A 26,407-nucleotide genomic window follows, 5' to 3' on the forward strand; every position below is an offset into this window, starting at 1 on the left:
TTCGCTGCCCGAAACGAGAACGCGCCCCGAAGGGCGCGTTCTGGCAACTCAGAGGAGGAAAGAACGCCTTACGCGTTCTTCTCCGCCTCCAGCTGCTTGCGGATCTGCGCATCCACGGCCGCGATGGCGGTCATGTTGAGCACGCGGCGCGAGGTCGCGCTGGTGGTCAGGATGTGCACCGGCTTGGCCACGCCCATCAGGATCGGGCCGATCGCCACGCCGTCGGTGAACACGCGCACCAGGTTGTAGGCAATGTTGGCCGCTTCCAGGTTGGGCAGCACGAACAGGTTGGCACGGCCCTTCAGCGTGCTGTTGGGCAGCAGCTTCTGGCGCAGGGCTTCATCCCATGCGGTATCCCCCTGCATTTCGCCATCCACGTTCAAGCGCGGGTTGCGCTTGAGCAGCATCTCGCGGACCGCCCGCATCTTCAGCGCGTCCTTGGAGTCGTGGCTGCCGAAGTTGGAGTGCGACAGCAGCGCCACCTTCGGTTCGATGCCGAACAGCTTCATGCGGTAAGCCGCCTGCAGCGTCGCCTCGGTGATCTGCTCGGCGGTCGGGTCTTCCTGCACGTGGGTATCCACGAAGAAGAACACGCCCTGCTGGTTGATCACGCCGGTCATCGCCGAGGTCGAGGTCACCTTGGCTTCCAGCGGCAGCACGCTGCGCACGTAGCCGAGCTTCTTGTGGAAGCGGCCGACCACGCCGGTCAGCATCGCGTCGGCTTCGCCACGCGCCACCATCACTGCGGCGATCAGGGTCGGGCGCGAGCGCATCAGGTTCTTGGCCGCAGCCACAGTCACACCACGACGGCCGGTGAGGTTGTGGTAGTACTGCCAGTACTCGTTGAAACGCGGATCGTCGTTGATGTTGGTGATGTCGAAATCGACACCGGCCTTCATGCGCAGGCCCAGGCGTTCGACGCGGGCCTCGATCACGTCCGGGCGGCCGATCAGGATCGGCTGCGCCAGGCCTTCATCGACCACGTTCTGCACGGCGCGCAGCACCACTTCTTCCTCGCCTTCGGCGTACACCACGCGCTGCTTGTCCGAACGCGCGCGGTCGTAGACCGGCTTCATCATCAGGCTGGTGCGGTAGACGAACTGGGCCAGCTTCTCGCGGTAGGCGCCCATGTCGGCGACCGGACGGGTAGCCACGCCGGAATCCATCGCGGCCTGCGCCACGGCAGCCGACAGCTCCACCAGCAGGCGGCGGTCGAACGGACGCGGAATCAGGTAGTCACGGCCGAAGCTCGGGGTCTCATCGCCATAGGCCGAGCCCAGGTCGCTGGCCTCGCGGCGTGCCATCGCGGCGATCGCGTGCACGCAGGCGATCTTCATTTCTTCGTTGATCGCGGTCGCGCCGACATCCAGCGCACCGCGGAACAGATACGGGAAGCACAGCACGTTGTTGATCTGGTTCGGGTAGTCCGAACGACCGGTACCGATCAGCGCGTCCGGGCGGACCGAACGGGCCACTTCCGGCATGATTTCCGGGGTCGGGTTGGCCAGCGCGAAGATCACCGGATCCTTGGCCATGGTCTTGACCATGTCCGCGGTCAGGATGCCCGGGGCCGACAGGCCCAGGAAGATGTCCGCGCCATCGACGATCTCGGCCAGCGTGCGCTTGTCGGTATCACGCGCGTAGCGCGCCTTCTCCGGGTCCAGATCGGTGCGGCCGGTGTGGATCACGCCGTCGCGGTCGAAGGCCAGGATGTTCTCTTTCTTCAGGCCCAGCGAGACCAGCATGTTGACGCAGGAGATACCCGCTGCGCCCATGCCGGTGGTGGCCAGCTTCACGTCTTCGATCTTCTTGCCGGTGACGAGCATGGCGTTGAGCACGGCCGCGCCGACGATGATCGCGGTGCCGTGCTGGTCGTCATGGAACACCGGGATGTTCATCCGCTCGCGCAGCTTGCGCTCCACGATGAAGCACTCCGGCGCCTTGATGTCTTCCAGATTGATGCCGCCGAAGGTCGGTTCCAGCGAGGCGATGATGTCGACCAGCTTGTCCGGGTCGTTTTCATCGATCTCGATGTCGAACACATCGATGCCGGCGAACTTCTGGAACAGCACGCCCTTGCCTTCCATCACCGGCTTGCCGGCCAGCGGGCCGATGTTGCCCAGGCCCAGCACGGCGGTACCGTTGGAAATGACGGCGACAAGATTGCCGCGGGCGGTCAGTTCACTGGCCTGCTGCGGGTCGGCCATGATCGCCTCGCAGGCGTGCGCCACGCCCGGGGAGTACGCCAACGACAGATCGCGCTGGGTCAACATCGGCTTGGTCGCGGTGACCTTGATCTTGCCGGGCGGCGAGAGCCGGTGATAGTCGAGGGCTGCCTGTTTGAAATCTTCGTTGGACATCGCTTTCTGCAGATGAATGGGCGAGAGGAACAGGGGATCATACCCCCGTTGGCGTGGACGGACCTGTCGCTACGCTGTCGCGGTCATGCTGCAACCGCACATATTCCAGCACCGCGCACCGGGCCTTCAAAATAAAACATGGCCCTGACGCCCCGGCAGGAACGGCACGACCATGCACCACACAATCAGGTCATCGGGCTCAATGCGCCGGGGCCGGCAGCGTGTCCGGCAGGTCGGCCACGACCAGCGGCGGCAGCTCGGCCTCACGGCCATCGAGCACCATTGCCAGGCGGTCGCGATCCAGCGCGTTTTCCCAGCGCGAGACCACCACGGTGGCCACCGCATTGCCGATGAAGTTGGTCAGCGAGCGGCATTCGCTCATGAAGCGGTCCACGCCCAGGATCAGCGCCATGCCGGCCACCGGCACTTCCGGCACCACCGCCAGGGTGGCGGCCAGGGTGATGAAGCCGGCACCGGTGACGCCAGCGGCGCCCTTGGAGCTGAGCATCGCCACCAGCAGCAGGGCGATCTGGTGGCCCAGGGTCAGTTCGGTGTTGGTCGCCTGGGCGATGAACAGCGCCGCCAGGGTCATGTAGATGTTGGTGCCGTCCAGGTTGAACGAGTACCCGGTCGGGACCACCAGGCCCACCACGGACTTGCTGCAGCCGGCCTTTTCCATCTTCTCCATCAGCGAGGGCAGCGCCGATTCCGAGGAGGAGGTACCCAGCACCAGCAGCAGCTCGGCCTTGAGGTAGCGGGCCAGCTTGAACACCGAGAAGCCGCACAGGCGGCACACCACGCCCAGGATCACCGCCACGAACAGGAAGGCGGTCAGGTAGAACGAGCCGACCAGCCAGGCCAGGTTGACCAGCGAGCCGACCCCGTACTTGCCGATGGTGAAGGCGATCGCGCCGAACGCACCGATCGGGGCGGCCTTCATCAGGATGTGGACCAGGCGGAACACCGGGGCGGTCAGCGCCTCCAGGAAGGTCAGCACCGGGCGGCCCTTGGCGCCGGTCAGGGCCAGCGCGATGCCGAACAGCACCGCCACGAACAGCACCTGCAGGATGTTGCCTTCGACGAAGGCGCTGACCAGGGTGGCCGGGATGATGTCCAGCGCGAAGCCGACCAGGGTCAGCTCATGCGACTTCTGCACATAGCCGTTGACCGCGGTCTGGTCCAGATCGGCCGGGTTGATGTTCATCCCCGCGCCCGGCTGCACCACGTGCGCCACCACCATGCCCACGATCAGGGCCAGCGTGGAGAAGAACAGGAAGTAGGCCATCGATTTGGCGAAGACCCGGCCCACGGTGCGCAGGTGGGTCATGCCGGCGATACCGGTGACGATGGTCAGGAAGATCACCGGGGCGATGATCATCTTCACCAGCTTGATGAAGGCGTCGCCCAGCGGCTTGAGCGATTCGGCGAAGGCCGGCTCGTAATGGCCGAGGATGGCACCGAGAACGATCGCCACCACCACCTGGAAATACAGTTGGCGGTAGAACGGCAGCGGCTTGGCCGCCAGCGGGGCGGTGGTGGGAACGTGCATGGAAAGCTCCGGCAGTGTCACGAAGGATGCCGGCCGCGCTGGGCGGCATCTGGCGTGGCCTTTTTACGCCCGCATCTCGCCAACGCAGATAACCTATTGGTACTAGCCCCCCGGTTCAGCTGACCGGACTGCCTACACTGCCCAGGCACCGCGCCCCCACGGCGGCGGGTGGCCCGGCAGCGGATCAGGGGGAGAGACCCACAGATTTGCCGTTCGCGGCCGTTGTTGTTCTGCCCCACCCTTATCTAGCAGCTACCGCCCATGCGCCCTACGCCCCTGTTCATCGCCCTGGCCCTGACCACCGCCCCGCTCGCCGCCACCGCGGCCGACTGGGACAACTGGCCGACCAAGACCACCTTCAGTGACGGTACCGAGCTGGCAGCCACTGCCAACATTGCCTACGACCTCAACGACTTCTCCGGCGGCAGTGGCATCGACGATGCCGACGCCGTGCGCCGCAAGGAATTCGGCGCGACCCTGAAGAAGAAGGGCGTGTACGACGCCATGGTCTATTACGACTTCCAGGCCGACACCTGGCTCGATGTGTTCGTGCGCTTGGAAAGCAAGGCCTTCTTCGGCAGCGACATCGGCCGCTTCCGCTTCGGCTATATGAAGACCCCGGTCGGCCTGGATGCCGGCACCTCCTCGCGCGCCGGCAGCTTCCTGGAGACCGCCCTGCCCGTGCAGGCGTTCTACGAAGGCCGCCGCACCGGTGCCGAATGGGTGCTGGAGCGCCCGCAGTACCTGCTGCAGGCCGGCGCCTATGGCGGCAAGGACCTGCAGGGCGACAACCCCGGCACTACCCAGGCCGTGCGTGCGGTGTGGACCCCGGTCAAGGCCGCGGGCGACGTCGTGCACCTGGGCCTGGCTTATTCGCAGGAAAACCCGCGCGGTTACCGCGATGGCCGCGATGTCTCGCACCCGGCCAGTGCCCGCCTGCGCGCGCGCCCAGAAGCCGGCTTGACCGATATCCGTCTGGTCGACTCCGGCGCACTGATCACCGCCGACAAGATCGTGCGCACCGGCCTGGAAGGCATCTGGATCCGCGGCCCGTTCTCGCTGCAGGGCGAAGCGCTGCAGACCACGGTCAGCCGTGACGGCAAGCCGGATTACACCGGCAACGGCCAGTACGCGATGGCCAGCTGGATCCTGACCGGCGAATCGCGCCCGTACAACGCCGGTGCCGTGGCCAACGTCAAGCCGGCCCACGACTACGGCGCAGTGGAGCTGGTAACGCGCTACAGCCGTATCGATCTGGACGATGCCGACGTGTTCGGCGGCCGCCAGCACGATTGGACCATCGGCGCCAACTGGTACCTGACCTCGCACTTCAAGTTCCAGGCGAACTACGTCAAGGTCGACGCCAGCCGTCGCGGCGTGCGCAGCCAGCCGGAGATCTTCGAGCTGCGTGCCCAGATGCACTTCTGAGCCCGCCCGGCGGACGCGTTGATGCGCGTCCGCCCTGCCCTGCCTAGACTGACGGCATGTACCGCGTCTCCCGCTATCGTCCCTGGCTGCTGCTCATCGTCCTGATGCTCGGCGGCACGGCGCTGTGCGCGCTGCTGGCCGGGCGCTATGCCCAGCAGCGGGCACTGGACGATGAAAGCCTGCAGGTCCGCCGCCAGCTCGGGCTGTATGCCCAGACCCTGCAGCAGCGCATTGATCGTTTCGGCACCTTGCCGCAGGTGCTGGCGCTCGACCCGGACCTGCACCAGGCGGTCTCGCACCCCTTGAGCGCCGCCGAACGACAGCGGCTCAATCTCAAGCTGGCCCAGGCCAACAATGTCACCCGCGCCTCCACCCTGACCCTGATCGACCGGCACGGCATTGCCGTGGCCGCCAGCAACTGGGACCAGCCGACCAGCAACGTCGGCGAGGACTACAGCTACCGCCCCTACTACCAGCAGGCGATGGCGCGCGGCAGCGGGCACTTCTACGGCATCGGCATGACCACGGCCGTGCCGGGCTACTTCCTCTCCCAGGCGATCTACGACGCCGGCGGCAGCGTGCTCGGCGTGGTCGCGATCAAGATCGAACTGCGCGCGCTCGAACAGGAGTGGCTGCAGAGCCCGGACATCGTGCTGGCCACCGATGCCCACGATGTGGTGTTCCTGGCCAACGGCGATGCCTGGCGCTACCGGCTGCTGCGCCCGCTCGGCCCGCAGGAACGCAACGAGATGCTCGCCACCCGCCAGTACGCGGACCGCTCACTGCAACCCCTGCAGGCACGCACCGTGGAAGTACTGGCCGATGGCGGGCGCATGGTCCGCGTGGAGCAGCCTGCGCTGCCACGGCCGGTGCTGTGGCAGACCCTGGCGCTGAACGAGCCGCAGTGGAAGCTGCACCTGCTGCATGACGCCAGCGCCAGTGCCGCGGTCGGCCGGAGTGCTGCGCTGGCCGCCGGCGGCATCTGGCTGGCACTGTGTTTCCTGGGCCTGTTCGTGCAGCAGCGCCGGCGCCTGGCCGCGCACCGGCAGCGCAGCCGACGCGAGCTGGAGAGTATGCTCAAGCAGCACGCGCAGGAACTGCGCACCGCCCAGGATGGCGTGCTGCAGGCAGCGCAACAGGCCGACAGCGGTCTCAGCCGCAGCCTGGCGCACCTGCCGCAGGGCGTGGTGGTGATCGACAACGAGCAGAAGCTGGTCGCCTGGAATGCACGGTATCTGGAGCTGTTCCGCTTCCCGACCGGGTTGATCCGGGTCGGCCGGCCGATCGAGGAGATATTCCGCTACAACGCACGCCGCGGCCTGCTCGGCCCGGGGCCGATCGATGAAGCCATCGAGCGTCGCCTGAACCATCTGCGCAGCGGCCGCCCGCACATGCGCGAGAGCGAAAAGGACGACGGCACGGTGCTGGAGATCCGCGGCAACCCGCTCCCCGATGGCGGCTTCGTCACCAGCTATGCCGACATCACTGCCTACAAGAACACCGCACGCGAGCTGCGCTCGCTGGCTGATGCGCTGGAGCATCGCGTGGCCGAGCGCACCCGCGATCTGGATGAAGCGCGCCGGGAAGCCGAGCGCGCCAACCGCTACAAATCGCGCTTCGTGGCCTCGGCCGTGCACGACCTGCTGCAACCGTTGAACGCGGCGCGGATGTTCGTCTCAGTGCTGCGCGGCAAGCTGCAGGGTGACGCCCGCGAGCTCAGCGAGCACGTGGATGCCGCACTGGCCGCGCAGGACGCCATCCTCAACAGCCTGCTGGACATCTCGCGGCTGGAATCGGGCGCGCTGCAGACCCATGTGCGCCCCTTCGCACTGTCACCGCTGCTGGAAACGCTGGCCCGCGAGTTCGGGCTGGCCGCCGACAGCCGCGGCCTGCAGCTGCACTGGGTGGATACGCGTGCCGTGGTGGTGAGCGATGAAGCGCTGCTGCGCCGCATCCTGCAGAACTTCCTCTCCAACGCGCTGCGCTACACCCCGCGCGGCCGCGTGTTGCTCGGCTGCCGCCGTGATGGCGATCAGCTGCGCATCGAAGTGCACGACCAGGGACCCGGTATACCGGAGAGCCTGCAGAGCGAGATCTTCGAAGAATTCCGCCGGTTGGATGACGGTGTAGACCAGGAACGCGGGGCCGGGCTGGGTCTGGCGATCGTGGAGCGGATCGGCCGTCTGCTCGGCCATCCGATCCGGCTGCGTTCCACCCTGGGGCGCGGCAGTGTGTTCTCGATAAGCCTGCCGTTGGGGGCGGCAGCGGACGTGGTGGCCGCACCGGCGCCCGCGGTCGCCCCGGTGGTCGATAGCGGCGATGACAGTCCGTTGCGCCACTGCCGGGTCTGGAGCATCGACGATGATCCGCGCGTCTGCGCCGCCACCCGCGCGCTGTTGGAGCGCTGGGGCTGTGAGGTGGAACTGGCCGACGGGCCGCAGGCCGCGCTCGAGATCGCCTCGGCGTTCAATGTGCCCAAGCTGCTGCTGCTGGATGTGCGCATGGGCCAGTGGCACGGACCAGACCTGTACGAACAGCTGTGCGGCCTGTGGCACGCGCGCCCGCCGGTGATCCTGGTCACCGCAGAGCGCGACGATGCGCTGCGCGCGCAGGCCGCGGAAAACGGCTGGGGGTTCCTGTCCAAGCCGGTGCGCCCGCCCGCGCTGCGGGCCCTGATGACACAGCTGCTGCTACGGCATCGCAGCTGAGCACGCGCCGCTAGACCCCTGCGCCCGCATCCCCTTCCGGCTCCAGGGCCTTCACCAGCACCGCCGCCTGTGTGCGGCTGTGGCATTCCAGCTTCTTCAGAATCGCGGTGACGTGCACCTTGACCGTGTTCTCGGCCAGGCCCAGCTCGTAGGCGATCTGCTTGTTGAGCAGGCCATCGGCCAGGCACAACAGCACGCGGAACTGCTGCGGGGTGAGCTGCGCCAAGCGGGTAGCCAGCAGCGCATCGGATTCGGACCGTTCGGCCGCCATCGCCGGGAACCACACCCCGCCATCGAGCACCGCCGCCACTGCCTGGCCCAGGGTCTCGGCCGGGGCCGACTTGGGAATGAAGCCGGCTGCGCCGAATTGCTGCGCACGCCGGATCACCCGCGGGTGGTCATTGGACGACACGATCACCACCGGCACATCCGGATGCCCGCCGCGCACGTGCAACAGCGAGGAGAACCCGCGTGCGCCGGGCATGGTCAGATCCAGCAGGACCAGCTCGATCTCCGCATGCTGGTCCAGCGCGCTCTCCAGCGTTGCCGCGCTGGCCACTTCGATCACGTGGACGTGCGGCAGCGCCTGGCGCAGCGAATGCACGACCGCAGCGCGCAGCAGCGGGTGGTCGTCGGCGACCAGAACGGTGATATCACTCATGCGCCGATTGTAATGAGGTTAAACGGCCAGCGGAGGCATCCCCAGCATCCCCGAGGTGCCAACCCAACCCTGCCTACACACGTTGAGCGTCTGGAGAAAAGCCCCCTTCGTGTTGAAGGGGGCGCGCCAACGGCCTCACCGCCCCTGCTGCATGCTGCCGCGCCACGCGTCCAGGAACTGGCGCCGCTTGAGCCCGTCCAGGTACACCAGCAAGCCCGGGCCGAGCTGGATCGGGCGGTAGCTGCGCTCTGGCGACGCCCCCCGGCGCTGGCCCGCCGCCGGCAGGATCGGCATCAGCCGCGCCTCGCGCGAGAGCACCTGCTGCCCGCGGGGCGACAGCAGGTAGTCCAGGAACCGGCGGGCTTCCCCGGGGTGCTGGCCGCCACGCGGAATCACCGCAGTACGCAGCATCACCAGGGTGTAGTCCTCCGGCTCGATGATGCCCAACGGTGCACCGGCATCGATGCGGGCCTGCGCATACGATCCCAGCACGTTATAGACCAGCGAAAGTTGTCCGCTGCTGACCCGGTCCAGCAGCACGCCGGTGCGCTCCTCCAGCTGCACCCGGTTGTCGCCGAGTGCGCCCAGCAGCGCGCCGGCCATGCTGCCGCGCTGACCATCCTGGGTAGCGAGCAGATACCCGACGCTGCTGCGCTGCACGTCGTAGGTGCCCACCCGGCCCAGCAGCGGTGCATCCGGCGCACGCAACAGCTCCAGCAGTTGGCGGCGTGTATGTGGCACGCGCGCCGCCGGCAGCATGCGCGTGTTGTAGACCATCGCGACCGGCTCGTAGCTGATCCCGAACGCCTCGTGCCGCCACTGCGCCCACGCGGGCAGCGCATCAGTCTGTGCCGAGCGATGCGACAGCGCATGCCCGTCGTTGACCAGCTTGGTCTGCAGGTCCATGCCGCTGCTGATCAGCATGTCCGGTGCGGTCGGGCTGCTGCGGTCACGCAGGTAGCGCGCGTACATCTCCTGCGCGATCACGTCCTCATAGATGATCTCGGTGCCCGGGTGCAGCCGCTGGTAATCGGCAATGACAGTCGCAAACACCTCGATATCGGTGGAACCGTGGATGCGCAGCTGCGCGGTCGGCGTGCCCTGAGCGGGAAAGCGCTGCACGTCGCCGGGATCGGCGGATGCAGTGACAGCGACCACCATCAGCAGCAGACCGGTCAGAACGTTCATGCGTGCCTCCTCGGCAGCCGGATGGTGGCGATCAGGCCGCCGCCCACCCGGTTGGACAGATCGATGCAGCCGCCATGGCTGTCCACCACCCGCTTGACGATCGCCAAGCCCAGCCCCGCCCCTCCGGCCGCCGCGCCTTCGCCCCGCGCGAAGCGCTCGAACACGCGCTCGGCATCGGCGGGTGCAATACCGGGGCCATGGTCGGCAATGGTCAACACGCAGTGGCGCTCCTCGGTGGTCAGGGCCACCTGCAACGCGCCGTCACCACCGTATTTGAGCGCATTGTCGATCAGGTTCTTGATCGCTTCGCGCAGCAGCAGTGCATCGCCGTTGACCCACGCCGGATCGCGGGTCACCGCCAGCTGCACGCGGGGGGCCGGCAATGCCTGTGGCACCGCCTCGTGCAGGGCCTGGTGCGCGATCTCGGCCAGGTCAACCAGCGCGAAACGCTGCAGGTTGGCGCGATGGATCACGCTGGCATCGCTGAGCAACTGATTGAGCAACCGGCTCATGTGCGTGGCATTGCGCTCGATGGCCTCCAGGCTGCGGCGCATGTCCTCAGGGTCTTCGTCGTCCAGCGCCAACTGCGCCTGCGCACGCAGCGCGGCCAGCGGGGTGCGCATCTGATGGGCCGCCTCGGCCATGAACGCGCGCAGGGTTTCATTGCTGTTCGAGAGCCGGCCCATGAAGTGATTCAGCGCGCCGACCATCTGGTCCATCTCCTGCGGTGTGGTCGCATCCAGTGGGCGCAGGTCGGAGGGTTCGCGTCTGGACAACTCGCGTTCGACCCTCACCAGCGGGCGCAGCGCACGGTGCACCCCCAGCGCGACCAAGGCCAGCGACAACAGCGACAACACCACGATCGCCACCAGCGCGCGGGTCACCATATCTTGTGCCAGCGCCTCGCGCGCCCGCCGGGTCTGCCCCACCTGCACACGCACCTCCGCCTGCGCGGAGGGTGATGAGACCCGTCGTGAGACCACCACGAAGCGCACCGTTTCACCGCTGTAGGGGGCGTCGAACAACTGCGGGCGATCGGTCGGCGTGCGTGGCGGCGCGGGCAGGTCGTCGTAGCCGGTCACGGTCTGGTTGCGCGCATCGAAGACGCGGTAGAACACGCGGTCTTCCGGTGCCATCGCCAGCAGATCGAGCGCGGCATACGGCAGATCGACCTGCCACTGCGCGTCCACCAGCGCCACCGAATCAACGATCGACAACGCCGAGGACACCAGCAGGTGATCGTAGGAGCGGTTGGCGGCACGCTGGCCATAGTCACGCGCGCCAAAGAACAAGGCGACGGCGAACAGCGCCATCAACCCGCCCAGGTACAGCCACAGCGTGCGCCGGATCGAGGATGGCGCGCGGGCCTCAGTCACCATCGGGACTGCCCTCGGCCGCCGCATCGTGCGCCTCAAGCAGATAGCCACTGCCGCGCACGGTCACGATGCGCAGGGGTGCCTGGGCCAGCTTTCGGCGCAGGCGCCCGACATACAGCTCGATGGCGTTGGGTCCGGCCTCGTCATCGAAGCCGAACAGCCCGTTGCCGATCTCGTCCTTGCCGACCACCTGCCCGAGCCGGCCCATCAGGATCTCCAGCAGCCGGTATTCGCGGTTCGGCAGCTCGATCGGCTGACCGTCCAGGCTGACCCGGTGCGCGGCGTTGTCGAACTGGAAGCCACCGATCTGCACCACCTCGCTGGCCTGCCCACGGGTACGCCGCAACAGCACACGGCAGCGCGCTTCGAACTCGCGGAAATCGAACGGCTTGCCGAGGTAATCATCCGCGCCCACGTCCAATGCCTGCACGCGGTCCTCGATGCCATCACGTGCGGTGAGCATCAATACCGGCGTGCTGTCACCGCGCTCGCGCATGCCGGCCAGCACGCGCAGCCCATCCAGTTTCGGCAGGCCGATATCGAGCACGACCAGATCGAAGGTCTGGTAACGCAGCACGCTCGCCGCGGCCAGTCCATCGCTCTGCCAATCCACGGCATGGCCACTGCGGCGCATGCGGCGGACGATCGCGTCGGCCAGGTCCGGGTTGTCTTCCACCAGCAGGATGCGCATCGGTCGGGATCGGAAAAGGTGCGGGAATGCTAGCGCGTGCGAGCCCCGCCGTGCGCTTCGCTGCGGTGCAGCACTGGCTGACAGGTGGATGACAGCATCCCGGCACTAGGCTGCGCCATCGCGTCATCACCGAACATCCGGTACCTGGGAGGGTCCATGGAACTGAACGCACTGCGCTGGTGCCTGCCGGCCGCCTGCACGCTGTTGTGGGCCGCGCCCGCCTGGGCCGCCGACGACCGCGATGACGACCGCCCGGTCACCGCGACCCTGGGCGGCCGCCTGCACCTGGATTTCGCCGACTTCGACAACGACCGTCGCGGCACCCCGAACAAGGACGACACCGAGATCCGCCGCGCGTGGGTGGATGTCTCGGGCAGGTTCTTCGCCGTCGACTACAAGCTGGAAGCGGATTTCTCCGGTGATCGGGTCGAGGCCAAGGATGTGTTCGTCAGCCGCAGCTTCGGCGATGCCGGCAAGCTCACCGTGGGCCAGTTCAAGCAGTTCTTCTCGCTGGATGACCGCACCAGTTCCAACTACGGCAGCTTCCTGGAGCGCGGCAATGCCGGCACCACGCTGGCACCGCTGTACCGGCTGGGCGCGTCCTGGCAGGCTGCGCGCGGCGACATGACCTGGGCTGCCAGCGCGTACAGCCTGGAAAGCATCGACGCTTGGCAGGTCAAGGGCCGCGCCGCCGGTGGCCGCGCCACCTGGGCACCCGGCGCCACGGCCGGTGATGTCCTGCACCTGGGCCTGTCGCTGGCGCATGAGCGCTACGACAACCCGGGCACGGACGGCGTGCCTGCCCTGCGCATCCGCCCGCGCCCGGCCGGTCATCTGTCCGACAACAGCCGCCTGACCCTGGTCGATTTCTCGGCCGGCCGCGACACCGACGTCAACAAGTGGTCGCTGGAGTACGCGCAGGTGCGCGGCCCGCTGTCCTGGCAGGGCGAATTCAGCGGCGCCACGTTCGATGACGGCAGCCAGCGCGGCAAGGTCCTGGCCGGCTACGGGATGCTCAGCTGGTTCGTCACCGGTGAATCGCGCGTGTACGACCGCAAGACCGGTCGTTTCGGGCGTGTCAAGGATTTCCAGCACGCCGCCGGCGCGTTCGAACTGGCACTGCGCTATGACCAGATGCGGGGCGACCAGCACCTGATCGGCCAGCCCGACCTGCGCGACGGACAGACCGAGGCGTGGACGCTGGGTGGCAACTGGTACATGCGCCCGAACCTGCGCTTCATGCTCAACCTGATCGAAAGCCGCAACCGCGACCGCCTGGCCGACGCCACCGTGGATCGCACCCGCGCGGTGACCGGCCGCCTGCAGTACGACTTCTGATGCCCACTTTCCGCACCGTTTCCTCTGGAGAATGCAGATGATGCTGAGCATCCTCGGCTTTGGCATGGTCATTACATTCATGTACTTGATCATGAGCAAGCGGCTCTCGCCGCTGGTCGCCCTCATCACCATTCCGATCCTGTTCGCGCTGATCGGCGGCTTCGCGGCCGGCATCGACGACATGATGCTGGAAGGCATCAAGAAGATCGCGCCGACCGGCGTGATGTTGATGTTCGCCATCCTGTACTTCGGGGTGATGATCGATGCGGGCCTGTTCGATCCGCTGGTGCGGATCATCCTGCGCTTCGTCAAGGGCGACCCGATGAAGATCGTGCTCGGCACCGCCATCCTGGCGATGCTGATCTCGCTCGACGGCGATGGCTCGACCACGTACATGATCACCGTGTCGGCGATGCTGCCGTTGTATCAGCGCCTGGGCATGAACGCGTTGAACATGACCTGCGTGACCATCCTCGCCGGCGGCGTGATGAACCTCACCCCGTGGGGCGGCCCGACCGCCCGTGCCGCCACCGCGCTGCACGTGGACCCGGCCGACGTGTTCGTGCCGCTGATCCCCTCGATGGTGATCGCCTGCGCCGGCGTGCTGGTGCTGGCCTGGTACCTGGGCATGAAGGAGCGCCGCCGCCTGGGCGTCGTTACCCTGCCCCAGGGCGGCAGCTGGATGGACAACAGCGTCTCCGATGATGGCAACACGCTGCCGACGGTGGAAGACGCCGAGGACACCAAGCGCCCGAAGCTGCTGTGGGTCAACCTGGGCCTGACGATCGCGCTGATGACTGCGCTGATCCTGGGTGTGCTGCCGATGCCGGTGCTGTTCATGGTCGGCTTCGCGATCGCCCTGGTGATCAACTACCCGAACCTGGCCGAGCAGCGCCGCCGCGTGGTCAACCATGCCGGCAACGTGCTGTCGGTGGTCTCGCTGATCTTCGCGGCGGGCATCTTCACCGGCATTCTCAACAACACCGGCATGGTCGAGGCGATGTCGCACAGCTTCCTGGCGATCATCCCCGACAGCTGGGGGCCGTACCTGGCGGTGATCACCGCGCTGGCCTCGATGCCGTTCACCTTCTTCATGTCCAACGACGCCTTCTACTTCGGCGTACTGCCGATCCTGTCCGAAGCGGCCGGCAACTACGGCATCACCCCGGTGGAGATGGCGCGCGCCTCGCTGGCCGGCCAGCCGGTGCATCTGCTCAGCCCGCTGGTGCCCTCGACCTACCTGCTGGTCGGCCTGGCCAAGGTGGAGTTCGCCGACCACCAGAAGTTCACCCTGAAGTGGGCGATCGCCATTTCGATGCTGCTGATGTTCGGTGGGCTGCTGTTCGGCCTGTATCCGCTTGCGTCTTGACCCGCCTACCAAGGAGCGTTCCGCCATGACTCTTCGCATCGCTTACGTCACCAGCGCCATGGGCAGTGTCGGCACTGCCATCTGCCAGAAACTGGCCCGCAACGGCCACACCGTGGTGGCCGGCTGCGCACCCAATTCCCCGCGCAAGGCCGCCTGGCTGCGCGAGCAGCGCGAACTCGGCTTTGATTTCATCGCATCGGAAGGCAACGCGGCGGACTGGTCGTCGACCGTGGCGGCGTTCGCGAAGGTGAAAGCCGAGGTCGGCGAGATCGATGTGCTGGTCAACAATGCCGGCGGCAGCCGCGATGTGCTGTTCCGGCAGATGAGTCCGGACGATTGGAACGCGGTGATGGGCTCGAACCTGCATGCGCTGTTCAACATCACCAAGCAGGTGATCGATGGCATGAGCACGCGCGGCTGGGGCCGGATCGTGAACATCGGCTCGGTGAGTGCGCACAAGGGCCAGATCGGCCAGGTGAACTTCGCGACGGCGAAGGCGGCGATGCATGGTTTCAGCCGGGCGTTGGCCAATGAGGTGGCGACGCGGGGTGTGACGGTGAATACGATTTCGCCGGGGTACATCGCGAGTCAGTCGATCAGTAGTTTTCCGCCGGATGTGTTGGATCGTCTGGCAGGTTCGGTGCCGATCCGGCGGTTGGGCAAGCCGGAGGAGGTGGCGAGTCTGTGTGCGTGGTTGGCATCCGATGATGCGGCGTATGTGACGGGTGCGGATTATGCGGTGAACGGTGGTCTGCATATGTTCTGACGGTTTTGCGCATCCCACGTGATGCGTGGCCTCCCCCACGAGGTGAGCTGCGATGCTGGTTGGCATCGGGGCTTTTTTTTTGCCTTCAGGCGTTCGGGGGGTTGGGCTACTTGCAATGGCAATGGCAATGGCAACAGAAACTGCAACTGCAACGGCGGGGCAAAAGCCAGACTGCAGGCCCATGTCGCGCTGGGCAGGCACGGGTGGGTTGGCGGGACCCGCTGCAAGTACGTCCATGTAAGCTCGTGTGTTGCCATCCATGGCAACACACGGTCCCGCCAACCCACCCGTGCCTACCCTTTGACAGTGAGCTGGTGCGCAACGAAAAAAACCGGCGCTTGGTGCCGCCGTTGCATTGGCTTGGCTTGCTTGGATTCGTTCGCTTCGTTGACTTGCTTGGACCGCTTGCCCTGCTTGGTCCGCTTGCCCTGCTTGGTCCGCTTGGCTCGCCCGGCTCGATTGATCTGCGTAGCTTTCCCAGCTGAGGTGGCTCAGCTCGAGTAGCCTCGGTCTTGTCCGTCTGCGGCGTTGCGTTGCTTCGCCATGGCCACCAGCCAACTGTCGGAGGCGTGGGGTGTGTGGGTTGGCGGGACCGTTGTGCCGCATGGATGCGGCTCACGAGCCCCCATGGATGGGTTTACGGCGCGTCCCGCGAACCCACACACCCCACGCCTGGCCCAGTCATCTGGGTGGCAAAGCCACCGACCAACGGTCGGTGGCTACCCATGCCCAAGCAAGCGGAGATCAGAACTCCGCAGCCACCGTCATGAACAGCTGGCGCGGCGCGCTCGCGTGGATCGCATAGCGCGTGCCGGTCGGATCCGTCGGCGCGAACGAACTGAGCTGGCCGGCATACCGCTTGTTCGTCAGATTGGTCGCATTGAGCGACACTTTGATATCGCGCAGCCCCATGCCCGGCCCGAACGAATACCCCATCCCCGCATCGAACGTCGTCACGCCCGGCACCGACTGGTCGTTGGTGTAGGTGTAATAACGCTTGCCCGTGTACTTCGCGCGCAGACTCGCGAAGAAGCCATCGCGGTTCCAGCTGATCTCACTGGAGGCCATGCGCTCGGGGGTGTCCACCGTGATCTTGCCGGCCACCGGCACGATCGCACCGCCCGAGGTGTAGTCGTCCTCGTAGGTGGTCTTGTTCCACGAGAGCGCGTTGTACCACTGCAGGCCATCCATCGGCTTGAGGATGAAGGTCAGTTCCGCGCCGCGGCTTTTCACCGAGCCCACGTTGATGAAGCGCGTGATGCACTCCGGGCGCGTGCCCACTTCGATGCTGGTGCAGGGGTTGAGCGAGAGCAGGCGGTTGTCGAACGTCACGTGATAGGCCGCGATCGAGGCCTGGTACTTTTCGCCGAAGGTACGGAAGCCGGCTTCCAGCGTCTTGGACTTCTCCGGTTCCAGCCCGGCGCTGGCCGCGAAGGACTCTGGCGAGACCTGCAGCGGGCCGCCGCTGCCACCACCGACGAAGGCGGCGATGTTCTCCGAGTAGGAGGCGAAGACTTCCTGGTTCGGGCTCAGCTTGAAGCCGATGCCGGCCTGCGGCAGTACCGATTCCTTGGCGGTCAGGGTGCCGGAGGCGTAGCTGGCTTCGGTGCCCGGCTTGGCGTTGGCGGTCATGCGCGTGTTCGGGCTCTTGATGCCCACATCCACGGTCAGGCGGTCGTCCAGGAAGCGCATGCGGTCCTGCACGTAGAACTGGCGCGTGCGGATGTCGAAGTCCTGATCGAACAGGCGGCGGTCCGGATGGTTGAGGTAGCCGTCATCCAGGAACGGGCCGGTGATGTAGTAGAAGTTGCGCTCCACGTTGTGGTCGTTGCGCTCGTACCACAGCCCTGCTTCCAGTGAATGGATGCCCCATTGCCAGCTCAGTGCGGCGGTGATGCCCTGGCGGTTGATGGTGTAGTTGGTGCTGCGGATGGAGATCGGGAGCATCTCCGGCGTCCCCGGGTTGGAGGGCTGGCCCGGTGCCCACCAGTGGCCCTGGCCGCGGTTCTCGTGGTGGTAGCCAAGCAGCTTCAGGCGGGCGCTGTCGCCCAGCGCGAGGTCGGCATCCAGCGAGTACAGGTTGTCGTCGCGCAGCGCGCGGCTCTGGTAGTACGCGTCGTCGATGCTGTTGACGCCACCGGTGAACGCACACTTCTGCGCGTTGTAGGTGCCCGGTGCGCAGTAGGCGGCGGCAACCGCGCGGTCCCAATCCGGTGCGTAGATGTTCCAGTCCCAGCCGAGGCCACGCGCGAGCATGCTCTTGGACAGGTAGGCGTAGTTGGCCTGGCTCACGCGCGAGGTGGCAGCGAAGGCACCGAAGCGGTGGTCACCCACGTTCCAGATCGCCTTGGCGTTGAACTGGCGGGTGGTCTGGTTCTGGTTCGGTTCGGCCCACATGTCCGAATCCTGATGCACGCCGGACACATAGGCCGAGAAGCCGTTGATGTCGCCGGTGTCCACCCGCAGGTAGCCGCGGCGCTGGTTGTCATCGCCGACGGTGACGCTGGCCTTGCCGCCGAACTCGGTGGACGGGTCCTGCGAGAAGTACTGGATGGTGCCGCCGAGGTTGCTGGTCGAGGCGACGCCCAGCGAGCCGATGCCCTGCGACAATTCTGCGCCGGCGAGATTCTCGGCGATCAGCGCACGGGCGATGCTCAGGCCGTTGTAGTTGCCGTAGCTGTTGTCGCCCAGCGGAATGCCGTCCAGCGTGTAGCCCAGGCGGCTCTTGTCGAAGCCGCGCAGGCTGATCGTCTGCGATTCTTCGTTGGCGCCGAAGGCATCGTTGGACTGCACGGATACACCCGGCAGGCGATCGAGGATCTTCTGGCCGCTGGTGCCCGGCGGCAGCACTTCCTTGTCCACGGCCGTGATGCGCTGCACCTGGCGGGTCTCGCCCTGGCCGATCACTGAAACGGTATCCAGGGTCTGCGCGCTGAGCGCGACGTTGGCAGCGGCGGTGGCGTCTACATCGGCAGCGTGGGCGTTGGCAGCGCACAGCGCGAGGGCCACCGCGATCGTCAGGGGTCGGGTAAGCATGGTCGTCCGTTACATGGGGGAAGATGACCTGCGCAATGCAGGTGCATGACCAGCATGCGAGCGGAACATGAAAGGATGTTTACGGTTCAGCGCATCACAGATGAATTGGGATGCAGTGCCCATTAACGCACTGGGCGCACGTAGAAGGCGCGCGAGCTTGCCGGCCAGCGGCCGGCACTACTCTGGGGCGAGCTGATCCATGCGGATGCGGTTGGCGAACAGCGAGAACGCGAGCATGCCGGCCAATCCGTTCGCGCGGCTGACCCAATGCGGCAGCCAGCGCGGCGGGCGCAGGATGCCCTCTTCGAACAGTGGCGCGAAGGCGATCGCATCGGTCAGCGACATCTTGCCGGCGAACAGCCACCGGCAGACCTGCAGGCGGTCTTCGGCGAGCATGTGGCGGAAGAAGGTGTGCACCGAGACCAGCCCGCGCAGATACACCGTGTCCTTGGTGAAGGCCGCGCCGCCGCTCGGGGGTACCCCGCGGAACACGCGCTGGGCGGAGGCGAAACTCTCCTCGTTGTTCTGCCCGGCCTCGCAGAAATAGCGGAACACCTCGATGAAATCGGCCCCTTCGCGCGCCATGGCGATGGCTTCGGTGCGCAGGCTGATGCGCTTGAGGCGCTCGATGTCGATGCTGCCGGTGATCTGCTCGGCAAAGGTCGCCAGCCCTTCCTGGGTGGCGGTGACCCGCGGCGAGGACAGCGCCAGGCTGGGCAGGTGCGGCTGCTCGCGGCCGTTGAGTGCAGTCAGCGAATGCACCAGCGCCTCGTGGTGGAACAGCTGCGCACGGTCGTAGGCACTGAAGCGTGCACTGGTGCGCAGGCGGATCCGGTTCGGGCCGGCCGCCGCCTTGGAGATCAGGTCCGGATCCAGCTGGACGCTGATGATGCGCGATTCGAAGAAGGCATCCAGATCACTCTGCAGCTGCAGTTGCAGCGCGGTGGCCGAGACCGGCACCTGTTCTTCGGGCGCGAGCAGCTCGTGATCCAGCTCCTGCGCGATCTGGATGAAGTGCCGGGCGGCATCGCGGGTGCTGGGGCCGTTGCCCGGCAGCGGCTGCTCGGGCGCGCCGAACAGCTCCACCGAGTAACGATCCACCTCGGCGGTGCCCAGCGATTCCAGCAGGCCGGCGGCCTGGTCCCAGCTGTGCGCCGAGCGCTGCACGTACAGGCCGATGGGATGGTCGGGATCGCATTGCGCGCTGATCGCGGCCAGCCGATGGCGGGTATCGGTGAAATCGAGCTTGGGGTAGTCGACCTGCGGCAGCACCGGCTGGCCGCGGGCGACGCTGGCCAGGAACGGCGCCTGCAGCGCGGCCGGCCAGCTGGTCAGGCCCAACAGTTTGATCCCGCCTACCGCCTCGACCAATTGGGCATCGAGCGCGGTGTGGTGGGCGACGTCACGATCCACGGTCATTGGCGTGTCCATGGACGGACAGTAGCAAAAGCTATCGTCGGCCGCCCTTTCCGCCCGGGCGCCACTGCGCACCCTTGCCGACGTGCTTGCGCTCGATGGCCTGCTGCGCCTGGCGCACGGCCAGCTTGGCAGCGGCGGCAGCCACTTCTTCTTTCAGCTTGAAGTAGTTGAGCAGGCGCTCTTCATCCAGCGTGCCGTCATCGATGGCCGCGCGGATCGCACAGCCCGGCTCACGCTGGTGGGCGCAGTCGCGGAAACGGCATTGTGCCGACAGGGCTTCCACGTCGGAGAAGCCGCCTTCGCTCAGGGCCTCCTCGCCGGTCGGCTTGAGCTCGCGCATGCCGGGTGTATCGATCAGGCAGGCCCCGGCCGGCAACGGAATCAGTGCACGGTGGGTGGTGGTGTGGCGGCCGCGCGAGTCGTTGACGCGCACATCGGCCGTCTTCATGCGCTCATGCCCAAGCAGCGTATTGGTGAGGGTCGACTTGCCCGCACCGGAGGAGCCGACCAGTACCACGGTCTGGCCAGCGGCGAGCCACGGCAACAGGGCCGAGGCGCTGGCCGGGTCCTTGCCGTTGATCGCCAGCAGCGGAATGTTCTGCGCAGCCAGTTCTTCCAGCACGTCCAGAGCATCCTGGCTGTACTCGGTCTGGTCGGCCTTGGTCAGCACCACCACCGGCTGTGCACCGCCCCCGCCGACCAGCAGCAGGTAGCGCTCGATCCGGCGCGGATTGAAGTCCGCATCCAGCCCGCAGACGATGAACACCGTATCGATGTTGGCCGCGATCACCTGCTGGTGGTAATGCTCGCCGGCCGCGCCGCGCTTGATCGCGGTGCGCCGCGGCAGCAGGGCAACGATCTTGATGCCCTCCAGCAGCACCCAGTCGCCGACCGCCGCGCGCTCGTGGCTGGGGAAGCGTGGGCGCTGCCATTCCGGCGGGGACTCGGTCTTGATCGCCGCTTCCGGCGCATCGGAGACGATGTACCCGGTGCGATGCTGCTCGATCACCCGGCCCGGGCGTGCCTGCGGGAACTGCTCGAACAGGGCCTGCCAAGCCGGCAGTTCGGGGCCGCCCGGCCAAGGCCAGCCAATGGTCTGCAGCGCAAGGTAATCAGTGGGTTCGCTCATCGTGCCCATTCTAAAGGGTGTGGCCACCAAGCGTCGCCGCGGGGGACCGGCGCAGGCGTGGACGGACGGAAATCCTTTCATCTGCAACTGCCTTGCAGGGCCGGGCGTTGGGCCGGAAACGCTTGCCCTGCAACGCAACAATTCCGCTACCATGCGGTTTCCATGCCTGAATGACGGCCCGTTCATGTCCACGCCCCCGCTGAAGCCGCTCGCCACCCGCGAGCGCCTGTCCGAAGTCCGCTACGAGATCCGGGGCGAACTGGCGCGACGAGCGCGGGAGCTGGAGGCCCAGGGCCGCAAGCTGATCAAGCTCAACATCGGCAACCCTGGCAACTTCGGGTTCCGGGCGCCGGAGCACCTGCAGCGTGCGATCGCCGATGACATGGGCCGCACCGATCCGTACACCCACCAGCAGGGCCTGCCGGAGGCGCGCGAAGCCATCGCCGCCGCCTACGCCCGGCGCGGTGCACCCGATGCGCACCCGGACCGCGTATTCATCGGCAATGGCGTCAGCGAGCTGATCGACCTGTCGCTGCGCGCTCTGCTCAACCCGGGCGACGAAGTGCTGGTGCCCTCGCCGGATTACCCGCTGTGGTCGGCCGCGACGATCCTCAACGATGGCCGCCCGGTGTATTACCGCTGCGCACCGGAGAACGGCTTCCAGCCCGACCCGGTCGAGATCGAGGCGCTGGTGTCCTCGCGCACCCGCGCGATCGTGCTGATCAACCCGAACAACCCCAGCGGCGCCAGCTACTCGCGCGATCTGCTGGAGCGCATCGTCGCCATCGCCGCCAAGCACAACCTGCTGCTGATGGTCGATGAAATCTACGACCAGATACTCTACGACGACGCGCAGTTCCATGCGGTCGCGCCACTGGCCGGCGACCACCCGTGCATCACCTTCAGCGGCCTGAGCAAGGTGCATCGCGCCTGTGGCTGGCGCGTGGGCTGGGCGATGCTGTCCGGCGCGGCCGAACGGCTGGGCGAGTTCCGTGCGGCGATGGACCTGCTCAGCGCGCTGCGCCTGTGCGCCAACGTGCCGGGCCAGTACGCCATCGATGCGGCGGTCAACGGGCCGGACACCATCTCGCCGCTGTGCGCACCCGGTGGCCGTCTGTATGAAACCCGCCGCGCGGTGATCGAGGCCTGCAACGCCAGCGAGCATCTGTCGCTGGTGGCCCCGGCCGGCGCGCTGTACGCATTCCCGGCGGTGGTCGGTGCGGCGGCACGCAGCTTCGATGACCATGATTTCGCGCTGGAACTGATGAACGAGGAAGGCGTACTGATGGTCCCGGGCTCGAGCTTCAACGTGCCTTACCGCCACCACTTCCGCGTGACGCTGCTGCCCGAGCCGGAGGTGATGCGCGATGTGTTCGCCCGCATCGACCGCGCCCTGGCACGCCGTGCCGAGGCCAACACCAAGGTGGTGCCGCTCAAGCCGCGCAGCGCGGTGGCCTGATGGGCCTGCCGTACCTGGCGCTGGGCGATTCCTACACGATCGGCGAAGGTGTCGAGCCGGCCGGGCGCTGGCCGAGGCAGTTGGCCGCGGCCCTGCGCGATATCGGCGTGGCTGTGGATGACCCGAGCATCATCGCCACCACCGGCTGGACCACCGATGAGCTTGAGGCCGGCATCGACGCCGACGCACCGCAGGGTCCCTTCGAGCTGGTGAGTCTGCTGATCGGGGTCAACGATCAGTATCGCGGGCGCAGCGTGGACGAGTACCGCCCGCGTTTCACCGCCCTGCTGCAGCGCGCGCTCGCCTTCGCCGGCGACCGTGCACCGCGCGTGCTGGTCCTGTCGATCCCGGACTGGGGCGTGACCCCCTATGCCATGGCGTCCGGCCGCGACCGCGTGCAGATCGGGCAGGAACTGGATGCTTACAACGCTGCCGCTGCAGCGATCTGCGCCGAGCATGACGTGGCCTTTGTCGACATCACGGACCTGAGCCGCCAGCTGGGCGGCGAGAGCGTCATGCTGGCCGAAGATGGTCTGCATCCGTCCGCCGCGATGTACACGCTGTGGCACCAGCGCGCGTTCGAAGTGACGCGCGTGCTGTGGGCGGAGCCGACCCGCTGAGCGAGGCCGCGCTGCCGCTGGGCAGGGAGCAGGCCCGCCGGATCGCCACGGCGTTCCTGCCGGCACAGTGGTTCGGCAACCGTCGCGATTATTACTACAGCCGCGGCAAACTCGGCAGCGATCCACTGTATCCCGGCGTGCTCGCCGCATTGAACGATGCCCCTGCCGTGCCCTTGCTGGATATCGGCTGCGGCCTCGGGCTGCTGGCCCACGTGCTGCGCGAGCATGGCAATGTATTGCCGTATCACGGCCTGGACATCGACGCCGGCAAGGTCGCCCGCGCCGAACAGGCCAGCGCCCGCGCCGCGCTGCCACAGGCACGGTTCACCTGCATGGATGCCAGTGCCGCCCTGCCCGCCCACCTCGGCAACGTCGCGTTGCTGGACGTGCTGCAGTACCTGCCCGCGCCCGCGCAGGCGCAACTGCTGCACGATGCCGCCGCGCGCGTGGCCCCCGGGGCGCGGCTGGTGATCCGCACCACGTTGGCTGACCACAGTGGCCGCGACCACGCCACGCGGATCACCGACATGCTCGCGCATCTGGTGGGCTGGATGGGCACGCGCCCACGCCACTACCTCGACGCCGAGAGCCTGCACACCCCGCTGGAAACCGCCGGGCTGCACCTGCGGATGACACCGCTGTACGGCAATACCCCGTTCAACAACTGGCTGATCGTCGGCGATCGTCCGCTCGCTGCGTAGTCGCCGTGGCTCGCGCCGCCGACCGCACGCGCGCATACTCGCCCCCCTTTCCGGCACGGAGCCGCCCATGCAAAGACAGACTCGACATTCCGCGCTGGGCATCGCCGCGCTGATCGTCAGCGCCTGTGGCCTGGTGATGCTGCTGCTGAGCATGCATTACGCGCATGCGCCCGAACACGCGGCCATGCGCGAGCTGCCGTGGTCGCTGGCGGCACTGCTCGGCAGCAGTGTCGGCCTGGCCATCCTGGCCCTGCTGCTCGGCCTGGGCAGCGTGCTGCAGCCGCGCCGGCGCCGCCTGTTCGGCATCATCGCGCTGCTGGTGACGCTGGGTCTGCTGATCGCACAGCTGTCGCTGGGCGGTTGGATCCGCGACCAGTGGCATGCCTCGCATCCGCCAACAGACGCCGCGGCCGCGCAGCCCTTCGCCCCCTGATTCCCCGTTTCATCGCATCGACAAGGAGCCCTGATGCACCCCCCTCATTCCGGCATGGGTATTGCCGCGTTCATTACCGCCCTGTGCGGTGCCGTGTTGATGCTGGGCCTGATCGTCGTGGCCGGCGTTATCGAAACCACGACCCCCGGCGGCATGGAGGAGACCTCCATGTCGGCGATCCTGGTCGGCCTCGGCCTGATGTGCACCGCGCTGATGCAGCTGGTGGCCTTCGGCCTGGGCGTGGCCGGTGCATTGCAGGCAGACCGCCGCCGTGTGTTTGCGATCCTCGGCCTGGTGATCTCGATCGGCAGCATCCTCGGTGTGGTGCTGCTGATGATCATCGGCTCGCTGAGCTGATCCCGGCCTGCGCCGGGCACCGAGCTGGCGTCAGTCCGGCAGACCCGCGTGCAGGCCACGTGCCTGCACCGCCTGCAGCACCGCCTCGATGATGGCCAGGTTGTGGCCATGTGCGGCGCCCTCGTGCAGCAGCACGATACTGCCCGGCGCCAGATCACGGGTGATCCGTTCGACCACCTGATCGGGCCTGCACTCCACCCCGTCGAAACCGCGCGCGCTCCAGCCGACCCGGGTCAGCTGCCACTGTTTCAACGCAGGGGCCACGAATGGATTGGTCATCCCGACCACCGAGCGGTACCAGCGCGGTGGCGTGCCGGCGATTGCGGTGAGGGCCTGCTGGCAGTGCGCGATCTCCGCGGCCATGGCCTGTCGCCCCAGCCGCCAGAAACGCGCTTGCGGGTGGCGGTGGCTGTGATTGCCCAGGCTGTGCCCGCGGGCCAGCATCGCGCGGACCAGGTCCGGCTGCGCCTGCGCGCGTTCACCGACCAGGAAAAAGGTCGCCCTGGCCTCGTAGCGGTCCAGCAGATCGAGCACCGCCGGGGTGTCCGCCGACGGGCCATCATCGATGGTCAGCCAGACCTTGCGGGCATCGCCGGGCAGGCGGCTGAGCACGGGGGCGTAGAAGCGGCTGTTGGGGAGGAACACCGGCACCATGAACAGGGCATGGGTCGCCACCATCAGCGGCAGGCCGTAGCGCCAGCCCCAGGCGGCCCAGACCAGCACCACCAGCAGCTGCGACAGCACCAGCCACGGCAGCCAGCGCCAAGGGCGGCGGGGAATGCGATACAACGTTTCCGGTACGGTCATGCCCCATGATGCCATGCCGCGTAGAATAGGCGGTTCGCATATCCGGACCCTGACCGTCATGTCCCTTGATCCCGCCCTGCGCTCGCGCATCGAATCCATTCTCAACGCCAACCGCGTCGTGCTGTTCATGAAGGGTCAGCCGAGCATGCCGCAGTGCGGTTTCTCGGCCAAAGCCGTCGGCGCCCTGCAGGACCTCGGGGTGGAGTTCGACCACGTCAACGTGCTGGCCGACGCGGACATCCGCGAAGGCATCAAAGCCTATGGCGAGTGGCCGACCATTCCGCAGCTGTACATCGATGGCGAGCTGATCGGTGGCAGCGACATCATCCTGCAGATGGCCGGCAACGGTGAGCTGAGCAGCGTGCTCGGGCTGGCCGCACCGGACCGCACCCCGCCGCGCATCACCGTGACCCCGGCCGCCGTGGAAATGCTGCGTGGCGCGCTGGCCGATTCCCCGGGTGCCTCGTTGCAGCTGGGCATCGATGCGCGCTTCCAGCCGAACTTCCAGCTGGCCCCGCACGATGACAACGCGATCGCCGCCGAGTCCAACGGCCTGCGCGTGCAGTTCGATCTGGCCAGCGCCCGCCGCGCTGAAGGCATCACCATCGACTGGGTCGACGACATCCGCGGCAAGGGCCTGGCGATCGACAACCCGAACGCGCCCAAGGCCGTGCAGGAACTGAGCGTGCGCGACGCCGACGACCAGCTGCGTGCCGGCAGCATCACCGTGGTCGACGTGCGCCCGGCCGACGAACGTGCGATCGCGGCGATCAACGCTCCGTTCGAGACCTTCGATGGCGACAACCGCGCCCGCCTGGAAGCCTTGCCCAAGGACACCGCGCTGGCCTTCCTGTGCCACCACGGTGGCCGCAGCGCACAGGCCGCCGAGCAGTTCCGCGCCCTGGGCTTCACCAAGGTGTCCAACATCACCGGCGGCATCGACGCCTGGTCGAACGAGGTGGACAACGGCGTGCCGAAGTACTGATCTTCAGCACGTTGCGGGAAAGAAAAA

At 67.1% G+C, this 26,407-nt stretch carries 21 protein-coding genes; 11 read left to right on the forward strand and 10 right to left on the reverse strand.

Going from position 1 to position 26,407, the window contains the following annotated elements:
* Window positions 1-68 precede the first annotated feature (68 nt).
* Complete coding sequence (locus AC06E9_RS03850) at window positions 69-2,360, reverse strand: NADP-dependent malic enzyme (RefSeq protein ID WP_121039652.1); 2,292 nt, start codon at window positions 2,358-2,360, stop codon at window positions 69-71.
* 199 nt (window positions 2,361-2,559) lie between these two features.
* Window positions 2,560-3,909, reverse strand: a complete 1,350-nt coding sequence (locus tag AC06E9_RS03855; protein ID WP_121039654.1) for a dicarboxylate/amino acid:cation symporter — start codon at window positions 3,907-3,909, stop codon at window positions 2,560-2,562.
* Window positions 3,910-4,170: 261 nt separating this feature from the next.
* Here AC06E9_RS03855 and AC06E9_RS03860 point away from each other — a divergent pair, with 261 nt between their 5' ends.
* Window positions 4,171-5,337 carry an OprO/OprP family phosphate-selective porin gene (locus AC06E9_RS03860; RefSeq protein WP_152154237.1) on the forward strand — a complete coding sequence of 389 codons (1,167 nt, stop codon included), beginning with the start codon at window positions 4,171-4,173 and terminating at the stop codon, window positions 5,335-5,337.
* A 56-nt stretch (window positions 5,338-5,393) separates the two neighbouring features.
* Window positions 5,394-8,045, forward strand: a complete 2,652-nt coding sequence (locus AC06E9_RS03865; protein ID WP_478055499.1) for a hybrid sensor histidine kinase/response regulator — start codon at window positions 5,394-5,396, stop codon at window positions 8,043-8,045.
* Window positions 8,046-8,055: 10 nt separating this feature from the next.
* Here the strand turns inward: AC06E9_RS03865 and AC06E9_RS03870 are convergent, their stop codons facing one another.
* The 4 genes from AC06E9_RS03870 to AC06E9_RS03885 all read right to left on the reverse strand — a co-directional run bounded on the left by AC06E9_RS03870 (window position 8,056) and on the right by AC06E9_RS03885 (window position 11,961).
* Window positions 8,056-8,706: a LuxR C-terminal-related transcriptional regulator gene (locus AC06E9_RS03870; RefSeq protein WP_461770253.1), complete on the reverse strand. Its 651-nt coding sequence runs from the start codon at window positions 8,704-8,706 to the stop codon at window positions 8,056-8,058.
* Between the two features lie 135 nt (window positions 8,707-8,841).
* Window positions 8,842-9,894, reverse strand: coding sequence for an ABC transporter substrate-binding protein (locus AC06E9_RS03875; protein ID WP_152154233.1), 1,053 nt, complete (start codon window positions 9,892-9,894; stop codon window positions 8,842-8,844).
* Entirely contained in the window at window positions 9,891-11,273 is a 1,383-nt protein-coding gene (locus AC06E9_RS03880) for a sensor histidine kinase N-terminal domain-containing protein (protein WP_478055500.1), read from the reverse strand. Before AC06E9_RS03880 ends, AC06E9_RS03875 begins: the two co-directional genes overlap by 4 nt.
* A complete protein-coding gene (locus AC06E9_RS03885; protein ID WP_152154229.1) occupies window positions 11,263-11,961 on the reverse strand; it encodes a response regulator transcription factor in 699 nt (232 codons plus the stop codon). Before AC06E9_RS03885 ends, AC06E9_RS03880 begins: the two co-directional genes overlap by 11 nt.
* A gap of 156 nt (window positions 11,962-12,117) precedes the next feature.
* Here AC06E9_RS03885 and AC06E9_RS03890 point away from each other — a divergent pair, with 156 nt between their 5' ends.
* The 3 genes from AC06E9_RS03890 to phbB are packed head-to-tail and all read left to right on the forward strand — an operon-like array spanning window position 12,118 to window position 15,434.
* A complete protein-coding gene (locus tag AC06E9_RS03890; RefSeq protein ID WP_478055501.1) occupies window positions 12,118-13,299 on the forward strand; it encodes an OprO/OprP family phosphate-selective porin in 1,182 nt (393 codons plus the stop codon).
* Between the two features lie 40 nt (window positions 13,300-13,339).
* Window positions 13,340-14,668, forward strand: coding sequence for a CitMHS family transporter (locus AC06E9_RS03895; protein ID WP_070473693.1), 1,329 nt, complete (start codon window positions 13,340-13,342; stop codon window positions 14,666-14,668).
* A gap of 25 nt (window positions 14,669-14,693) precedes the next feature.
* Window positions 14,694-15,434: an acetoacetyl-CoA reductase gene (gene phbB, locus AC06E9_RS03900; RefSeq protein ID WP_088432597.1), complete on the forward strand. Its 741-nt coding sequence runs from the start codon at window positions 14,694-14,696 to the stop codon at window positions 15,432-15,434.
* A gap of 744 nt (window positions 15,435-16,178) precedes the next feature.
* Here the strand turns inward: phbB and AC06E9_RS03905 are convergent.
* The 3 genes from AC06E9_RS03905 to rsgA form a co-directional block, all read right to left on the reverse strand.
* Window positions 16,179-18,470: a TonB-dependent receptor gene (locus AC06E9_RS03905; protein ID WP_478055502.1), complete on the reverse strand. Its 2,292-nt coding sequence runs from the start codon at window positions 18,468-18,470 to the stop codon at window positions 16,179-16,181.
* A gap of 177 nt (window positions 18,471-18,647) precedes the next feature.
* Window positions 18,648-19,889 carry a flavohemoglobin expression-modulating QEGLA motif protein gene (locus AC06E9_RS03910; protein WP_121039681.1) on the reverse strand — a complete coding sequence of 414 codons (1,242 nt, stop codon included), beginning with the start codon at window positions 19,887-19,889 and terminating at the stop codon, window positions 18,648-18,650.
* A 31-nt stretch (window positions 19,890-19,920) separates the two neighbouring features.
* Window positions 19,921-21,018, reverse strand: a complete 1,098-nt coding sequence (gene rsgA / locus AC06E9_RS03915) for a ribosome small subunit-dependent GTPase A (RefSeq protein WP_428999825.1) — start codon at window positions 21,016-21,018, stop codon at window positions 19,921-19,923.
* 184 nt (window positions 21,019-21,202) lie between these two features.
* Here rsgA and AC06E9_RS03920 point away from each other — a divergent pair, with 184 nt between their 5' ends.
* The 5 genes from AC06E9_RS03920 to AC06E9_RS03940 all read left to right on the forward strand — a co-directional run bounded on the left by AC06E9_RS03920 (window position 21,203) and on the right by AC06E9_RS03940 (window position 24,588).
* On the forward strand, window positions 21,203-22,477 hold the full coding sequence (locus tag AC06E9_RS03920; protein WP_478055503.1) for a pyridoxal phosphate-dependent aminotransferase: 1,275 nt from the start codon (window positions 21,203-21,205) through the stop codon (window positions 22,475-22,477).
* The gene (locus tag AC06E9_RS03925) at window positions 22,477-23,097 is read left to right on the forward strand and encodes an SGNH/GDSL hydrolase family protein (RefSeq protein ID WP_282261511.1); all 621 of its coding nucleotides are present in this window, start codon (window positions 22,477-22,479) and stop codon (window positions 23,095-23,097) included. Before AC06E9_RS03920 ends, AC06E9_RS03925 begins: the two co-directional genes overlap by 1 nt.
* A gap of 17 nt (window positions 23,098-23,114) precedes the next feature.
* The gene (locus AC06E9_RS03930; protein WP_478055587.1) at window positions 23,115-23,798 is read left to right on the forward strand and encodes a class I SAM-dependent methyltransferase; all 684 of its coding nucleotides are present in this window, start codon (window positions 23,115-23,117) and stop codon (window positions 23,796-23,798) included.
* Window positions 23,799-23,865: 67 nt separating this feature from the next.
* Entirely contained in the window at window positions 23,866-24,231 is a 366-nt protein-coding gene (locus AC06E9_RS03935; protein ID WP_282261512.1) for a hypothetical protein, read from the forward strand.
* A 33-nt stretch (window positions 24,232-24,264) separates the two neighbouring features.
* Window positions 24,265-24,588, forward strand: a complete 324-nt coding sequence (locus tag AC06E9_RS03940; protein ID WP_282261514.1) for a hypothetical protein — start codon at window positions 24,265-24,267, stop codon at window positions 24,586-24,588.
* A gap of 30 nt (window positions 24,589-24,618) precedes the next feature.
* Here AC06E9_RS03940 and AC06E9_RS03945 read toward each other — a convergent pair whose 3' ends face one another.
* The gene (locus AC06E9_RS03945; protein ID WP_282261516.1) at window positions 24,619-25,395 is read right to left on the reverse strand and encodes a polysaccharide deacetylase family protein; all 777 of its coding nucleotides are present in this window, start codon (window positions 25,393-25,395) and stop codon (window positions 24,619-24,621) included.
* 58 nt (window positions 25,396-25,453) lie between these two features.
* Here AC06E9_RS03945 and grxD point away from each other — a divergent pair, with 58 nt between their 5' ends.
* Window positions 25,454-26,380, forward strand: a complete 927-nt coding sequence (grxD, locus tag AC06E9_RS03950) for a Grx4 family monothiol glutaredoxin (protein WP_121039705.1) — start codon at window positions 25,454-25,456, stop codon at window positions 26,378-26,380.
* Window positions 26,381-26,407 lie beyond the last annotated feature (27 nt).

It is taken from the genome of Stenotrophomonas sp. Steno-Z10-BAI, assembly GCF_056393115.1.

Bases quoted from the DNA above. Each gene is read 5' to 3' on its own strand.
- AC06E9_RS03850 (WP_121039652.1), bottom strand. From the start codon at position 2,360: ATGTCCAACGAAGATTTCAAACAGGCAGCCCTCGACTATCACCGGCTC.
- AC06E9_RS03855 (WP_121039654.1), bottom strand. From the start codon at position 3,909: ATGCACGTTCCCACCACCGCCCCGCTGGCGGCCAAGCCGCTGCCGTTC.
- AC06E9_RS03860 (WP_152154237.1), top strand. From the start codon at position 4,171: ATGCGCCCTACGCCCCTGTTCATCGCCCTGGCCCTGACCACCGCCCCG.
- AC06E9_RS03865 (WP_478055499.1), top strand. From the start codon at position 5,394: ATGTACCGCGTCTCCCGCTATCGTCCCTGGCTGCTGCTCATCGTCCTG.
- AC06E9_RS03870 (WP_461770253.1), bottom strand. From the start codon at position 8,706: ATGAGTGATATCACCGTTCTGGTCGCCGACGACCACCCGCTGCTGCGC.
- AC06E9_RS03875 (WP_152154233.1), bottom strand. From the start codon at position 9,894: ATGAACGTTCTGACCGGTCTGCTGCTGATGGTGGTCGCTGTCACTGCA.
- AC06E9_RS03880 (WP_478055500.1), bottom strand. From the start codon at position 11,273: ATGGTGACTGAGGCCCGCGCGCCATCCTCGATCCGGCGCACGCTGTGG.
- AC06E9_RS03885 (WP_152154229.1), bottom strand. From the start codon at position 11,961: ATGCGCATCCTGCTGGTGGAAGACAACCCGGACCTGGCCGACGCGATC.
- AC06E9_RS03890 (WP_478055501.1), top strand. From the start codon at position 12,118: ATGGAACTGAACGCACTGCGCTGGTGCCTGCCGGCCGCCTGCACGCTG.
- AC06E9_RS03895 (WP_070473693.1), top strand. From the start codon at position 13,340: ATGCTGAGCATCCTCGGCTTTGGCATGGTCATTACATTCATGTACTTG.
- phbB (WP_088432597.1), top strand. From the start codon at position 14,694: ATGACTCTTCGCATCGCTTACGTCACCAGCGCCATGGGCAGTGTCGGC.
- AC06E9_RS03905 (WP_478055502.1), bottom strand. From the start codon at position 18,470: ATGCTTACCCGACCCCTGACGATCGCGGTGGCCCTCGCGCTGTGCGCT.
- AC06E9_RS03910 (WP_121039681.1), bottom strand. From the start codon at position 19,889: ATGACCGTGGATCGTGACGTCGCCCACCACACCGCGCTCGATGCCCAA.
- rsgA (WP_428999825.1), bottom strand. From the start codon at position 21,018: ATGAGCGAACCCACTGATTACCTTGCGCTGCAGACCATTGGCTGGCCT.
- AC06E9_RS03920 (WP_478055503.1), top strand. From the start codon at position 21,203: ATGTCCACGCCCCCGCTGAAGCCGCTCGCCACCCGCGAGCGCCTGTCC.
- AC06E9_RS03925 (WP_282261511.1), top strand. From the start codon at position 22,477: ATGGGCCTGCCGTACCTGGCGCTGGGCGATTCCTACACGATCGGCGAA.
- AC06E9_RS03935 (WP_282261512.1), top strand. From the start codon at position 23,866: ATGCAAAGACAGACTCGACATTCCGCGCTGGGCATCGCCGCGCTGATC.
- AC06E9_RS03940 (WP_282261514.1), top strand. From the start codon at position 24,265: ATGCACCCCCCTCATTCCGGCATGGGTATTGCCGCGTTCATTACCGCC.
- AC06E9_RS03945 (WP_282261516.1), bottom strand. From the start codon at position 25,395: ATGACCGTACCGGAAACGTTGTATCGCATTCCCCGCCGCCCTTGGCGC.
- grxD (WP_121039705.1), top strand. From the start codon at position 25,454: ATGTCCCTTGATCCCGCCCTGCGCTCGCGCATCGAATCCATTCTCAAC.